This is a genomic window from Cryobacterium sp. W22_MBD10_FK3, assembly GCF_052113745.1.
GTDB lineage: Bacteria > Actinomycetota > Actinomycetes > Actinomycetales > Microbacteriaceae > Cryobacterium.
The window spans coordinates 91011-104891 of sequence record NZ_JBGQOH010000004.1; the positions used below are offsets into that span (position 1 = coordinate 91011).

The window sequence follows — 13881 nt, forward strand, 5'->3', positions numbered from 1 at the left end:
CGCTCTACTGCTCCGCGGCGTCGGCCGCGAGGTAGCGCCTGGGCACCCTGGCGCCCACCCGCGTGATGATGTCGTAGTTGATGGTGCCGGCCGCCGCACCCCATTCGGCCGCGGTGGGCACCCCGGCCGCGGCGTCGCCGAACAGCACCACCACGTCGCCGACAGCCACGGGGGCTGTGCCCACGTCGACGAGGAACTGGTCCATGGCGACCCGGCCCACCACCGGGTACTGGGTGCCGTTGATGGCCACCCTGGCGGCGTTCATCGCCTGCCTGGGCACGCCGTCGGCGTAGCCCAGCGGCACCAGGGCCAGGGTGGTGTCGTCGGCGGCACGCCACAGGTAGTCGTAGGAGACGCCGGCACCGGCGGCAACCCGGCGCACGGCGGCGACCCGGGCGCGCAGGGTCATGACGGCGCTGAGGCCCAGCGCGGCAGCATCCTCGTCGGCGAACGGGGACTGCCCATAGATGCCGATGCCCAGCCGCACCATGGAGTACCGGGCCGCGGGCAGGCGTAGGGCAGCTGCGGTGGACGCCAAGTGGGCGAGGTCGACGGTGAGCCCGGCGGCGGTCGCGGCTGCCAGGCCCCGATCGAAGCTGGCGATCGCGGCGAGGTCGTCCTCTGGAGAGGTATTGGCCAGGTGGCTGAACACACCCCGCACCCGGAGCCGGCCGACCCGCTCGAACGCGGCTGACAGGCCCAGCACGGTGGCCCAGTCGGATTCGTCGACTCCGTTGCGGTTGAGGCCGGTCTCGAGTTTGATCTGCACGGAGGCGGTGCGGCCCACGGCGGTGGCGGCATCCGCGGCCCGGCGCACCTGCGTCTCGGAGGACAGGCCGAGGTCGATGTCTGCACTGATGGCCGCGGCGAAGTCGGCGTCGGGACCGTGCAGCCAGGCGAGCAGCGGGGCGTCGATGCCGGCGGCACGCAGGGCGAGGGCCTCGTCGATGTCGGCCACGCCGAGCCAGTCGGCACCGCCGGCGAGGGCGGCGCGGGCCACTTGCACAGCGCCGTGGCCGTAGCCGTTGGCCTTGACCACGGCCATGGTGTGCCGGGTGCCGATCAGGTTGCGCAGGTGCGCCACATTGGCCTGCACCGCGCCGAGGTCGATGACGGCCTCACGGAAGTCGGTCATGAGTCTCCCTCCAGAACCACGAACGCGCAGGCAACCCCGGCATCGTGGGTGAGGCTCAGGTGCGCGCTCGTGATGCCGCGGGCCGACAGGGCGGCCAGGATCACCCCGGTGAGCGCGAACGACGGGTTGCCGTGGCTGTCCGAAATCACTTCCATCTCCTGCCAACTCGCGCCAACGCTGTCGCCGAGCGCCTTGATCAGGGCTTCCTTGGCGGCGAATCGGGCGGCCAGGGAGTGCGGCGGCAGGGCGCGCTCGGCGGGCGCGAACAACCGCGGGATCAGCCCGGGCGTGCGGGCGACCTGCCGGTCGAAGCGTGCCAGGTCGACAATGTCGACACCGATGCCCTTGATCATGCTGTGCCCAATCCCCGTCTGCCGGTTCGTGCGAAATGCCCAGGGCCCGTGCGGCATCGCGAGGCGATGACGTGACGAGTCCTGGGCATCCGTGGCCTGTTTCGACTGGTCTGTGCGACCGGCCTACTCGACCGTGACCGACTTGGCCAGGTTGCGCGGCTGGTCCACGTCCAGACCCTTGGCCGTGGCCAGTTCGATGGCGAACAGCTGCAACGGCACGACTGCGAGCAGCGGTTCGAACAGCGGCGCCGCGAGCGGAATGTGGAACACGGTGTCGGCGAACGGCAGAACCGCCGCGTCACCCTGCTCGGCGATCGCGATGATGCGGGCACCGCGGGCGCGGATCTCCTGGATGTTGGATACCACCTTCGGGTGCAGGTGCGCGGAGCCGCGGGGGCTCGGAACGACCACGAAGACGGGCTGGCCCGGCTCGATGAGCGCGATCGGACCGTGCTTGAGCTCGCCGGCCGCGAAGCCCTCAGCGTGGATGTAGGCGAGCTCCTTGAGCTTGAGCGCACCCTCGAGGGCGATCGGGAAGCCGACGTGGCGGCCCAGGAAGAGCACCGCGCGGGAATCGGTCATCCACACAGCGAGCTGGCGCACGGCGTCGCCCTGCAGCAGGGTGGTGGCGATCTTCTCGGGAATGGCCTGCAGCTCGACGACCTGTTCGGCCAGTTCCTCCAGCGGCATGGTGTTGCGCACCCGCGCCAGGTGCAGTGCGAACAGGTAGAGCGCGGCGATCTGGCCGGTGAAGCCCTTCGTCGAGGCGACAGCCACCTCGGGGCCCGCGTGCGTGTAGATCACGGCGTCGGACTCGCGAGGAATAGTGGCACCTTGGGTGTTGCAGATCGAGATGGCCTTGGCGCCGGCTTCGCGGGCGTACTTCACGGCCATCAGCGTGTCCATGGTCTCGCCGGACTGGCTGATCGAAATGACCAGGGTGTGCTCGTCGAGCACCGGGTCGCGGTAACGGAACTCGTGGCTGAGTTCGACGTCGACGGGCACTTTCGCCCACTTCTCGATGGCGTACTTCGCGGTCTGTCCCGCGTAGGCGGCGGTACCGCAGGCGACGATCACGATGCGGCGGATGCTGGCGAGCACGTCGTCGCCGAACTCCACCAGCTCGCCCACAACGGCCTGGCCGTCGACGATGCGGCCGCGCAGGGTGTTGGTCACGGCGTCGGGCTGCTCGGAGATCTCCTTGGCCATGAAGCTGGACCAGCCGCCCTTTTCGCTGGCGGAGGCATCCCAGGCGATGTCGAACTCTTCGACCTCGACGGGGTTGCCGAAGAAGTCGGTGACGGTGACGAGGTCGGGGGTGATGGTCACGATCTGGTCCTGGCCGATCGCGACGGCGCGACGGGTGTACTCCACGAACGCGGCGACGTCGGAACCGAGGAAGTTCTCACCCTCGCCCAGGCCGATCACGAGCGGCGAGTTGCGGCGGGCGCCGACAACCACGCCGGGCTGGTCCTGGTGAACCGCGAGGAGGGTGAAGGCGCCGTCCAGACGGGCCACGACGGTGCGGAATGCCTCACCGAGGTCGCCCAGACGCTGGTACTCGCGACCGAGCAGCACGGCGGCCACCTCGGTGTCGGTTTCGCTCTCGAAGACGTAACCCTCAGCGAGGAGTTCGTCTTTCAACGGCGAGAAGTTCTCGATGATGCCGTTGTGAATGAGGGCGAGCTTGCCGTCATCGCCCAGGTGCGGATGCGCATTCTGGTCGGTCGGTCCGCCATGCGTCGCCCACCGGGTGTGCCCGATGCCCGTCCGCCCCTTGTTGATGGGGTGCTCTTCGAGCGCCGCCGCGAGTACGGCAAGCTTGCCGGCGCGTTTGGCCGTGTTGAGCTTCCCGTCGTCGTCGATCACCGCGATACCCGCGGAGTCATAGCCCCGGTACTCGAGTCTGCGCAACCCGCCCATGAGGACTTCGACGCTCTTGTTGTCTCCTACATATCCCACAATTCCGCACATGGCCCTGATTTTAGTCGCACTATGCTTGGTCTCGATGTCCGAGCCGGTGGTGAGCCCAGGTAATAACGGTCACAGCACCCCCTTCGTGGAGCTCGATCGTGCTGTGTGGGCCTCCCTCGCGCCCTCGACGCCGTTGCCTCTGCGCGAAACCGAGGTGGTGCAGCTGCGCGGCTTGGGCGAGCCGCTCGACATCAACGAGGTGTCGGATGTCTACCTGCCGCTGAGTCGACTGCTCAATCTGTACGCCGCGGGCGCCCGCAGGTTGCACCGTGACACCAGCGACTTCCTAGGCGAGCGGGCCCAGCGCACACCGTTCGTCATCGGCGTGGCGGGGTCGGTGGCCGTCGGCAAGTCCACCATCGCCCGGCTGCTGCGCGAGCTGCTGGCCCGGTGGGAAGACACCCCGCGGGTGGAGCTGGTCACGACTGACGGATTCCTCTTCCCGAATGCCGAACTTGCCCGCCGTGGGCTGATGGAGCGCAAGGGATTTCCGGAGTCCTACGACCGGCGCGCGCTGCTGCGGTTTGTCAGCGCCATCAAGAGCGGTGCCGCCGAGGTGCGCGCCCCGTTCTACTCGCACCTGAACTACGACATCGTTCCCGACGCGCAGGTGGTCGTGCGCCAGCCCGACATCCTCATCGTCGAGGGCCTCAACGTGCTGCAACCGCCCGCTCCCGGCCACGGGCTCGCGGTGAGCGACCTGTTCGACTTCACCATCTATGTGGATGCCCGCACCGCGGACATCTCCCGGTGGTACGAGGAGCGCTTCCTGCGGCTGCAGCGCGGCGCCTTCACCAACCCGAAGTCGTTCTTCCACAGGTTCGCCTCGCTCAGCGAGGACGAAGCCAGGGCCCGCGCCCGCACCATCTGGGGCACCATCAACGAGCCCAACCTGCTGCAGAACATCCGGCCCACCCGCTCCAGGGCCACCCTGGTACTGCGCAAGGACTCCGATCACACCGTCGACAAGGTGCTGCTCCGCAAGGTCTGACCCGCGGCTGCTCGCGCTCCGCCACGCCCAATCGCGCCCGAATTGCGCAACTGTTGCCCGTGCGGACAAATGGTCCCGGCACGCCGGGTGCAGATGTCCGCACCGGCAACAGTTGGGCGCGCGCCCACCCGGATCTCGCGGCCGGTACCGTGGACGGATGGACTTCGAGGTGCGCACCGACCGGCTCCTGCTGCGGCGGTGGCGGGATGACGACCTGGAGCCGTTCGCGCAGCTCACGGCGGATGCCGAGGTGATGCGATTCTTCCCAGCTCCCCTGGACCGGGAGCAGAGCGACAGGCTCGCGGTCCGCGCCGACGCCCTCTTCGACGTGCACGGCCACGGGTTGTGGGCGCTGGAGCGCCTGGACACCGGCGCGTTCATCGGTTTCACCGGGCTCGCTCCGATGCCGGAGGGCATCCCGGGTTCCGGCGGGGTCGAGGTGGGCTGGCGGCTGGCGCCATCGGCCTGGGGGCAGGGCCTGGCAACCGAGGCCGCCACAGCCGCCCTGCGCTTCGCGTTCACCGAGTTGATGCTGGCCGAGGTGAACTCGATCACCGCGGTCGTGAACATCCGCTCTCGCAAGGTGATGGAACGACTCGGCATGCAGCTCGCCGACGAGTTCGACCACCCGCGGCTCTCCCCCGGCTCGGCGCTCCGGCGTCATGTCCGCTATGTTCTGGCCGCGGCCGACTTCACCGAATAGCACCCCGGACCTTGCAATGATTTCGTAAGAATTTACTCAGAGAGCGGTCAGACGGCGGCTTCTAGGCTGGTTCGGTTGTGTTCGCGCACCCCGCAGCGGCACTTACGACGAAAGGGAACGCCTTGTCCTTCGACCAGTACACCTTCCAAGACCCGTCCAAGAAATACGCAGATATCGGCACCACCGCCCAGTCCCAGGATGGTCCGGGCCTCGATGCGGAGTTGGACAACACTGCCGACCGCGGCGAGAAGTCATACCGAGGTTCGGAGCGCCTGACCGGCCGTAAGGCCCTCGTCACCGGCGGCGATTCAGGTATCGGCGCCGCGGTCGCGATCGCGTTCGCCCGCGAGGGAGCGGATGTCGCCATCTCTTACCTTCCTGAAGAAGAAGAGGACGCGCAGAAGATCGTCGCCCTCATCGAGGAGGCCGGACGCACCGCCGTGGCCCTGCCCGGTGATCTCACGGACTCCGCCTTCTGCCGGCAGGTGGTCTCCGCCGCGGTGGACGGCCTCGGTGGCCTCGACATCCTGGTGAACAACGCCGGCAAACAGCAGCACGTGGAAGACCTCCTCGAGCTCACCGACGAGCAGTTCGACGAGACGTTCAAGACCAACGTCTACGCGATGTTCTGGCTCACCAAGGCAGCGCTGCCGCACCTCAAGCCGGGTTCGAGCATTATCAACACCACGTCCATCCAGGCCTATACGCCGTCGGAGAACCTGGTGGACTACGCGTCGACCAAGGCCACCATCAACGCGTTCACCAAGGCGCTCGGTCAGCAGCTGGCGCCCAAGGGCATCCGGGTCAACGCCGTGGCACCCGGGCCGATCTGGACGCCGCTGCAGACCGCGGGCGGCCAGCCCACCGAGGAACTGCCCGAGTTCGGTGAGCAGACCCCGCTGGGTCGCCCCGGCCAGCCGGCCGAGCTGGCCCCGGCGTACGTCTTCCTGGCCTCGGGCGAGTCCAGCTACGTCATCGGCGAGACGCTGAACGTGAACGGCGGCATGCCCACGCCGTAACCCACGACGTCGTCGGGCCGGACGACGGATGCGGGCGGTCAGGTTCTCCTGGCCGCCCGCTTTCGTGCATGCAACTGGTGCCATATCGGACACATGCACCCGGTGCGCCGGGTGCAGTTGTCCGCACGGGGAACAGTCGGAAGGGCGGGGGTGCTCAGGCGACCGGAAGGGCCAGACGGGACCGCACGACCTCGGCCAGGGCGTGCGCCAGCCGGTCGGCGGTGGGCTGGTCGGCGGCTTCCACCATGACCCGCACCATCGGCTCGGTGCCGGAGGGACGCAGCAGCACCCGGCCGGTGTCACCCAGCTCGGCTTCGGCGTCGCGCACGGCCGCGGCGATGACGTCGTCATCGGCGAGGGCGTGGTGGTCGACGCCGCGAACGTTCACCAGGATCTGCGGGAACACGGTCATCACGCTGGCCAGCTCGGCCAGGGTCTTGCCGGTGCGGGCCATCTCGGCCACGATGTGCAACCCCGTGAGGATGCCGTCTCCGGTGGTGGCGAACTTGGTCATGATGACGTGCCCGCTCTGCTCACCGCCGAGCGACAGCCCGTGCGCGTCGAGTTCCTCGAGCACGTAGCGGTCGCCCACCTTCGACTCGATCATCTTGATGTCGTTGGCGGCCATGGCCTTCTTCAGGCCCAGGTTGCTCATCACCGTCGCCACGAGGGTGCGGTCCTTGAGCACGCCGCGTTCGGCCATCGACACGGCCAGGATCGCCATGATCTGGTCGCCGTCGACGATGTTGCCGTCGCGGTCCACGGCCAGGCAGCGGTCGGCGTCGCCGTCGTGGGCGATACCCACGTCTGCGCCGTGTTCGAGCACCGCGCGGGCCAGGTTGTCGAGGTGGGTCGAGCCCACACCGTCGTTGATGTTGAGGCCGTCGGGGTCTGCACCGATCACGGTGACCCGGGCACCGGCATCCGTGAACACCTGCGGGGACACCCCGGCTGCCGCGCCGTGCGCGCAGTCCAGCACCACGTGGATGCCGTCGAGGCGGTGCGGCAGGGTGCCGAGCAGGTGCACGACGTAGCGGTCCTCGGCGTCGGCGAACCGACGGATGCGTCCGACGTCGCCGCCGATCGGGGTGAGGAGCTTGTTGCCGGCCAGAACGGCTTCGATGCGGTCTTCGACCGTGTCGGGCAGCTTGGTGCCGCCGAAGGCGAAGAACTTGATGCCGTTGTCTGGGGCCGGGTTGTGCGAGGCGGAGATCATCACGCCGAAATCTGCGCCGATGTCGGCGATGAGGAACGCGGCCGCTGGCGTGGGGATCACGCCGGCATCCAACACGTCGACGCCGGAACTGGCCAGGCCAGCTGCTACGGCGGAGGTGATGAATTCCCCGGAGATGCGGGGATCGCGGGCGACCACGGCGACGGGGCGACGGCCCTGGGCACGTCGTTCTTCCGCGCGGCGGCCTTGCGTGAGGACTACGGCGCTTGCCTGGGCGAGGCCCAGGGCCAGGCCAGCCGTGAGATCACGGTTAGCCAGGCCCCGGACGCCGTCCGTGCCGAAAAGTCGAGCCATATGAGTGTGTACTCGACTAACGGGTTAGCGCTTCGAGAACTGCGGCGCCTTACGGGCCTTCTTGAGTCCGGCCTTCTTGCGCTCCTTGACGCGAGCGTCACGGTTGAGGAAGCCGGCCTTCTTGAGGATGGCGCGGTTGTTCTCTTCGTCGATCTGGTTCAGCGAGCGGGCGATGCCGAGGCGCAGCGCGCCGGCCTGGCCGGACGGGCCACCACCGGTGATGCGGGCGATGACGTCGTAGCTGCCGAGCAGGTCGAGGACCTTGAACGGGTCGTTAATCAGCTGCTGGTGCAGCTTGTTCGGGAAGTAGTCGTCGAGCTCGCGCCCGTTGACGACGATCTTGCCGGCGCCGGGAACGATGCGCACGCGGGCGATGGCCTGCTTGCGACGGCCCACGGCTGCGCCGGGAACGTTGAGGACGGCGCGGGGCGCCTTGGTTGCAACTTCAGCGGGAGTCTCGGTGGAGTAGCTCTCGGGAGTTGCGTCAATCTGGTCTGCGATCTTCGCCACGATGGTGTGAATCCTTTTTCTTAGATATCGAGAAGTCTGGGGCCGACGCTACTGAGCGACCTGGCTGAAGGTGTACGGCTTGGGCTGCTGTGCAGAGTGCGGGTGCTCGGGGCCTGCGTAGACCTTGAGCTTCAGCAGCTGAGCACGGCCGAGCGAGTTCTTCGGCAGCATGCCGCGAATCGCCTTTTCTACCGCACGGGTGGGGTGCTTCTCGAGCATCTCCGAGTAGTTCGTGGCCGTGAGGCCGCCCGGGTAACCGGAGTGGCGGTAAGCCATCTTGAGGTCGAGCTTCTTGCCGGTCAGGGCAATCTTCTCGGCGTTGATGATGATGACGAAGTCGCCACCATCCATGTGGGGGGAGAAGGTCGCCTTGTGCTTGCCGCGAAGAAGAATCGCGGCGTGGCTGGCGAGCCGACCCAGAATGATGTCGGTGGCATCGATAACGACCCAGTCGTGCTGGAGTTCGCTTGCCTTGGGAGTGTAGGTGCGCGTCACTGTTGTGCTGCTTTCTTGTTTTCGAACGGAGGTGTTCGTGAATCCCGCTCCGGGTGTGTTCTCGAAGAGAACACGATCGATGGAGGGCTCACGTTCGTGTGCCTGGCTGCAACGCCTAAGACACCAAGGAGCAACACTAGTTCACCGGGCAATCACGCACAACTCCACCGGGCAGATCCGCGCGAATTCACTCGTCGTCGTCGGGCAGCTCCCGGCGGGCGCGGGTCTGCGCCGCACGGATGGCCATCCCCGCGTCTTCGGGGTAGCCCACCTCCATGAGAGTGAGGCCGTGCGCCTGCATCACCTTGAACTCGCTGGTGCGGGCCCGTTCGATCCGCAGGTCCACCAGTCGGGTGCCCACCAGCTTGCCCTCCCCCACCGACACGCAGGCGCCCACCAGGGCGCGCACCATCGAGTGGCAGAACGCATCCGCCTGCAAGGTCGCCACGAGCACCCCGTCGGGGTCGCGCCGCCATTCGAAGGACTGCAGGGTGCGGATGGTGGTGGCGCCGGGGCGCGGCTTGCAGTAGGTGGCGAAGTCGTGCAGGCCGATCAGGGTCGCGGCGGCCTCCTGCATGGCGGCAAGGTCGAGCGCGAAGCCGTGCCAGGTGGTGCGCAGCCGCTGCAGCGGGTCGCGCAGCGCGCCGGTGTCGGAGATGCGGTACTCGTAGCGCCGCCAGAGGGCGGAGAAGCGGGCGTCGAACCCGGGCGGGGCCAGGGTGGCGCGGCGCAGCACGATTTCGGGCTGGGTGACGAGGATGCCGCCGAGGCGGCGCTGCACCATCGTGGCCAGGTCGGTCGGGTGCTTGGGCGTGCCCCTGCCGCGCTTGATCCGCACGAGGCTGTCCACCTGATCGGGGTTGAGGTCGAAGTGGGCCACCTGGCCCAGGGCGTGCACGCCGGAGTCGGTGCGCCCGGCGACCACGAGGGTGGGGGTGGGCTGGTGGCGCTTGAGGATGGCGCCCAGGCCCTCCTCGATCTGGCCCTGCACGGTGCGGTAGCCGGGCTGCACGGCCCAGCCGAAGAAGTCGGTGCCGTCGTAGGCCACATCGATGCGGATGCGGCTGGAGCCGGCTGGCGGCATCGAATCGCTCGGCTCCGCCAGGGCGCCATCCGGGTTGAGCTCGGAGGGCACCAGCGGAAGGGCGCCGTCGACGGGCTCGGGGAAACTCACAGAGGTCAGTGTAGAGGCCGGGCCGGGTTATCGTTGGACGGGCCGTCGTCCGGCCGCACCGTTATGACCAGCTCCCCACTGACCGACCCCCACTCCCCCGCCACAGCTGTCTCCGTCAGCGGCCCCGGTGTGCCGGGCCTGCCGGGCGATGCACAGGTGCCGAGGCCGCGCAGGCTCAGCGGCCTCGACGGCCTGCGGGGCATCGCCGTCACCCTGGTTGTCGTCTACCACCTGTTCCCCCCGGTGCTGCAGGGCGGATTCATCGGCGTCGACATCTTCTTCGTGATCAGCGGCTTCCTCATCACGGGCCTGATCGTGGCCGAGCACGAAGGCACCGGCCGGTTCTCGCCGCGGCGGTTCTGGCTGCACCGCGCCCGTCGGCTCCTGCCCGCACTGTTGCCGCTGGTGCTGGTGGCCTGCTCGAGCGCGTGGCTGCTCGGCGGGGACGTCCTCGTGGGCCTGGGCTGGAGGCTGTTGGGGGTCGCGACCTTCAGCTACAACTGGGTGTCCACCGCCGCCGACTCCAGCTATTTCGGGTCCGGCCAACCGGAACTGTTCCGCAACCTCTGGTCGCTGGCGGTGGAGGAACAGTTCTACCTGCTCTGGCCGCTGCTGCTGTTGCTCCTGTTGCGCATCCGCCGCCAGGGCCTGCGCCTCGCTCTCGTCGCGGTTCTGGCGCTCGCCTCGGCCACGTGGATGGGCATCGGTTTCCAGCCGGGCGGCGATCCCACCAGGGTGTACTACGGCTCGGACACGCACAGTTTCGGCCTGCTGATCGGCGCCGGACTGGCCCTGCTGCTGCGTCCGCTCGCGCCGACGGCCGGTGCGGGCGCGGCGCCGTCAGCGCTTCGTCTCGCCCTCGCGGCCGGCCGGCCATGGTGGGGTGCCGGCGCGCTGGCCGGCCTGCTGGCGGCGGCGATCTGGCTGCCCGACGACGCCCCGGTCACCTACCGGGGCGCTCTGCTGCTGGTGAGCCTGCTCTCCGCCGTGGCCATCTGGGCCGGCGTGGCCGCGGGCCGGTTCGGGCGGATGCTCGACACCGGGCCCCTCCGCTACCTCGGTGAACGCTCCTATGGCCTCTACCTCTGGCACTGGCCGCTGCTGGTGCTCGTGCAGCTCCTGGCCCCGTTCGGGCGCGGTGCGGCGAGCACCGTCGCCACCGGGCTGCTCACCCTCGGGCTGGCGCTGGCCTTCGCTGCTGCCTCTCATCGGTGGCTCGAGATGCCGATCCGGCGGCTGGGCCTCGGCGGCGCGGCCGGCCGGCTGCGCCTGCGCGTCACCGAGCGGGCGGCCGCGCGCACCTCGCTGCGCCGGCACCGCCCCGTCGCGCTGCTGACGGTGGCGGCGGCCACCGTGCTGGTGCTGGTGGCGGGCACCGTCGCATCCGTGGTCACGGCGCCGAGCATCACGACGGCGCAGGCCGAGATGCTGCGCGGCCAACAGGCCCTCGCCCAGGCCGCGAAGGTCGCGGCGGCGCAGGCCGACAAGGATGCCGCCGCCCGGGCCGCTGGTGTGGCCGCTGAGGCCAGCACGGGGGCAACCATCACCGCCGTCGGCGACTCCGTGATGCTCGCCTCTGCGGCCGAGCTGCAGGCGGAGTTCCCCGGCATCACGATCGACGCGGCCGTGTCCCGCGGAATGGACGCCGCCCCGGAGATCCTCGCCGCGCAACGCGCCGCGGGAACCCTGCGCCCCGTGGTTCTGGTGGGGCTCGGCACCAACGGCCCCGTCGAGCCGGCCGACCTCGCCGCCATCATGCGGGTGATCGGTCCCTCCCGCGAGCTGATTGTGGTGAACGCGTTCGCCGACCGGGACTGGACGGCTGGCGTCAACGCCCAGCTGGCGGAATTCTCGGCGCGTCGCAGCCAGGTGGTGCTGGCCGACTGGAGCGGCGCGATCGCCCCGCACGTTGACGTGCTCGCCGACGACGGCATCCACCCCGGCCCCACCGGCGGAGCGATCTACGCCGATTCGGTGCTGGCGGCCCTCAACCGGCTCGCCCACGGCCTGCCGAGCGCGGCACCGGGGGCCGACACCCTGGCACCGTTCCGCATCCGCTGATCGGTGACCGCGGCCCGCGGGTCACGCAGCCGAAGCGCCGCGGATGGCCCGGTCACGTCGGGTGCGCGGGCGCGGCGCCGCTCTGCGGGTGGCGCGCCACGCGCAGAGCGGCGCCTGACCCGCGTACCTCCACCAGAGCACTTCCGCACTGCACATCGTCGACACTGCCGTAACCGGCCGCACACAAAAAAGGGCCCGACCGGAGTCGGGCCCTTTCAGGTGTAGCGGGTGAAGCTGGTGTTACTTGGCTTCCTCAGCGGATGCCTCGGCAGCGTCGGCCTCGACGGCTTCGGTCGGAGCGACCTCGGCCTCGACGGTCTCAGCTTCGGCCGGGGTCTCCTCGGCGACCGGCGCGGACGCCTTCGCGGAGGCCTTGTTCGACTTCACCTTGGGCGTGACGGGCTCGAGAACGAGCTCCATCTGCACCATGGAGGCGTTGTCGCCCTTGCGGAAGCCGAGCTTCGTGATGCGGGTGTAGCCGCCATCGCGGAGCGCAACCTGGGGCGCGATCTCGGTGAAGAGCTCGTGCACGACGGTCTTGTCGCCGATCGTCGCGAGAACGCGACGACGAGCGTGCAGGTCGCCACGCTTGGCGAAAGTCACCAGGCGCTCGGCAACCGGACGCAGGCGCTTGGCGCGCGTCTCGGTCGTCTTGATGGACTTGTGGGTGAACAGGCTGGCGGCCAGGTTGGCGAGCATGAGGCGCTCGTGCGCCGGTCCGCCACCGAGACGGGCTCCCTTAGTGGGCTTAGGCATTATCGGTAATCTCCAGTATCAAAGTCGAAAGGCAGTCGAGAACGACGGGCCTTAGATGGTTTCTTCGTCGTAACCGCTGTAGAAGTGCGCACCGTCAAAGCCGGGCACAGAATCCTTCAGCGACAGGCCGAGCTCTACGAGCTTGTCCTTGACCTCATCCACCGACTTCTGACCGAAGTTGCGGATGTTCATCAGCTGGGTCTCCGAGAGGGCGACCAGTTCGCTGACGTTGTTGATGCCTTCGCGCTTGAGGCAGTTGTACGAGCGCACGGACAGATCGAGGTCTTCGATCGGCACGGACAGCTCGGTGGAGAGGACGGCGTCGACCGGCGCGGGGCCGATCTCAATGCCCTCAGCGGCGGTGTTCAGCTCGCGGGCCAGACCGAACAGCTCGGTCAGCGTGCGACCGGCGGATGCGATGGCGTCGCGGGGCGAGATAGCCGACTTGGTCTCCACGTCAACGACGAGGCGATCGAAGTCAGTGCGCTCACCGGCACGAGTTGCCTCGACACGGTAGGTCACCTTGAGAACCGGCGAGTAGATCGAGTCGACCGGAATCTGGCCGGCCTCGGAGTACTCGTTGCGGTTCTGGGTGGCCGACACGTAGCCACGGCCACGCTCGATGGTCAGTTCGAGTTCGAACTTGGCCTTGTCGTTCAGGGTCGCGATGACGAGCTCGGGGTTGTGAACCTCGACGCCGGCCGGAGCCGAGATGTCGGCGGCCGTGACCTGGCCGGAGCCCTGCTTGCGCAGGTACGCGGTGATCGGCTCGTCGTGCTCGCTCGAGATGACGAGGCCCTTGATGTTCAGGATGATCTCGGTGACATCTTCCTTGACCCCGGGAACGGTGCTGAATTCGTGAAGCACTCCATCGATGCGGATGCTGGTGACAGCAGCGCCGGGAATCGAGGAAAGCAGGGTGCGGCGCATCGAGTTACCGAGGGTATAACCGAAGCCGGGCTCCAGCGGTTCAATGACGAACCGGGACCGGAACTCCGAGATGTTCTCTTCGGTGAGCGTGGGGCGCTGTGCGATAAGCACTATTGATTCCTTTCGGCGAAGTGTCCGCTATATGACACTTAGTGGCGAGTTGTGAAATTGTGAGTCTCGACGGGCCCGCGGTGAGCGGCCCTGTCGCGGTGAACGGCGAGTGAGCCTGCCCGGATCTTTCGACCCAGACAA

General features: G+C 68.4%; 13 protein-coding genes. 4 read left to right on the plus strand and 9 right to left on the minus strand.

Annotation, left to right across the window (positions count from 1 at the left end):
- Positions 1–4 precede the first annotated feature (4 nt).
- From alr to glmS, 3 genes are all read right to left on the minus strand, one after another.
- A complete protein-coding gene (gene alr / locus ACEN2M_RS06305) occupies positions 5–1135 on the minus strand; it encodes an alanine racemase (RefSeq protein ID WP_441647279.1) in 1131 nt (376 codons plus the stop codon).
- Positions 1132–1488, minus strand: a complete 357-nt coding sequence (locus tag ACEN2M_RS06310) for a holo-ACP synthase (protein ID WP_441647280.1) — start codon at positions 1486–1488, stop codon at positions 1132–1134. Before ACEN2M_RS06310 ends, alr begins: the two co-directional genes overlap by 4 nt.
- Before the next feature lie 123 nt (positions 1489–1611).
- Entirely contained in the window at positions 1612–3462 is a 1851-nt protein-coding gene (glmS, locus tag ACEN2M_RS06315) for a glutamine--fructose-6-phosphate transaminase (isomerizing) (protein WP_441647281.1), read from the minus strand.
- A gap of 34 nt (positions 3463–3496) precedes the next feature.
- Between glmS and coaA the strand changes: the two genes are divergently transcribed.
- The 3 genes from coaA to ACEN2M_RS06330 all read left to right on the plus strand — a co-directional run bounded on the left by coaA (position 3497) and on the right by ACEN2M_RS06330 (position 6175).
- Positions 3497–4453, plus strand: a complete 957-nt coding sequence (gene coaA / locus ACEN2M_RS06320; protein WP_441647282.1) for a type I pantothenate kinase — start codon at positions 3497–3499, stop codon at positions 4451–4453.
- Positions 4454–4610: 157 nt separating this feature from the next.
- Entirely contained in the window at positions 4611–5156 is a 546-nt protein-coding gene (locus ACEN2M_RS06325; protein ID WP_441647283.1) for a GNAT family N-acetyltransferase, read from the plus strand.
- A gap of 122 nt (positions 5157–5278) precedes the next feature.
- Entirely contained in the window at positions 5279–6175 is an 897-nt protein-coding gene (locus ACEN2M_RS06330; RefSeq protein ID WP_441647284.1) for a glucose 1-dehydrogenase, read from the plus strand.
- Between the two features lie 154 nt (positions 6176–6329).
- Here the strand turns inward: ACEN2M_RS06330 and glmM are convergent, their stop codons facing one another.
- The 4 genes from glmM to truA form a co-directional block, all read right to left on the minus strand.
- Positions 6330–7703, minus strand: a complete 1374-nt coding sequence (gene glmM / locus ACEN2M_RS06335) for a phosphoglucosamine mutase (RefSeq protein ID WP_441647285.1) — start codon at positions 7701–7703, stop codon at positions 6330–6332.
- A 24-nt stretch (positions 7704–7727) separates the two neighbouring features.
- The gene (gene rpsI / locus ACEN2M_RS06340; RefSeq protein ID WP_130175904.1) at positions 7728–8213 is read right to left on the minus strand and encodes a 30S ribosomal protein S9; all 486 of its coding nucleotides are present in this window, start codon (positions 8211–8213) and stop codon (positions 7728–7730) included.
- Positions 8214–8261: 48 nt separating this feature from the next.
- The gene (gene rplM, locus ACEN2M_RS06345) at positions 8262–8708 is read right to left on the minus strand and encodes a 50S ribosomal protein L13 (protein WP_441647286.1); all 447 of its coding nucleotides are present in this window, start codon (positions 8706–8708) and stop codon (positions 8262–8264) included.
- 187 nt (positions 8709–8895) lie between these two features.
- Positions 8896–9792: a tRNA pseudouridine(38-40) synthase TruA gene (gene truA, locus ACEN2M_RS06350; RefSeq protein ID WP_441647407.1), complete on the minus strand. Its 897-nt coding sequence runs from the start codon at positions 9790–9792 to the stop codon at positions 8896–8898.
- 153 nt (positions 9793–9945) lie between these two features.
- Between truA and ACEN2M_RS06355 the strand changes: the two genes are divergently transcribed.
- Positions 9946–11943 (plus strand): acyltransferase family protein, encoded by a 1998-nt coding sequence (locus ACEN2M_RS06355; RefSeq protein ID WP_441647287.1) that lies wholly within the window; start codon positions 9946–9948, stop codon positions 11941–11943.
- Between the two features lie 240 nt (positions 11944–12183).
- Here ACEN2M_RS06355 and rplQ read toward each other — a convergent pair whose 3' ends face one another.
- Positions 12184–12699, minus strand: coding sequence for a 50S ribosomal protein L17 (gene rplQ / locus ACEN2M_RS06360; RefSeq protein ID WP_441647288.1), 516 nt, complete (start codon positions 12697–12699; stop codon positions 12184–12186).
- A 51-nt stretch (positions 12700–12750) separates the two neighbouring features.
- Positions 12751–13740, minus strand: a complete 990-nt coding sequence (locus ACEN2M_RS06365; protein ID WP_066597571.1) for a DNA-directed RNA polymerase subunit alpha — start codon at positions 13738–13740, stop codon at positions 12751–12753.
- Positions 13741–13881: the final 141 nt, after the last annotated feature.

Bases quoted from the DNA above. Each gene is read 5' to 3' on its own strand.
- truA (WP_441647407.1), bottom strand. From the start codon at position 9,792: ATGCCGCCAGCCGGCTCCAGCCGCATCCGCATCGATGTGGCCTACGAC.
- ACEN2M_RS06325 (WP_441647283.1), top strand. From the start codon at position 4,611: ATGGACTTCGAGGTGCGCACCGACCGGCTCCTGCTGCGGCGGTGGCGG.
- glmM (WP_441647285.1), bottom strand. From the start codon at position 7,703: ATGGCTCGACTTTTCGGCACGGACGGCGTCCGGGGCCTGGCTAACCGT.
- rplQ (WP_441647288.1), bottom strand. From the start codon at position 12,699: ATGCCTAAGCCCACTAAGGGAGCCCGTCTCGGTGGCGGACCGGCGCAC.
- ACEN2M_RS06355 (WP_441647287.1), top strand. From the start codon at position 9,946: ATGACCAGCTCCCCACTGACCGACCCCCACTCCCCCGCCACAGCTGTC.
- coaA (WP_441647282.1), top strand. From the start codon at position 3,497: ATGTCCGAGCCGGTGGTGAGCCCAGGTAATAACGGTCACAGCACCCCC.
- alr (WP_441647279.1), bottom strand. From the start codon at position 1,135: ATGACCGACTTCCGTGAGGCCGTCATCGACCTCGGCGCGGTGCAGGCC.
- ACEN2M_RS06310 (WP_441647280.1), bottom strand. From the start codon at position 1,488: ATGATCAAGGGCATCGGTGTCGACATTGTCGACCTGGCACGCTTCGAC.
- glmS (WP_441647281.1), bottom strand. From the start codon at position 3,462: ATGTGCGGAATTGTGGGATATGTAGGAGACAACAAGAGCGTCGAAGTC.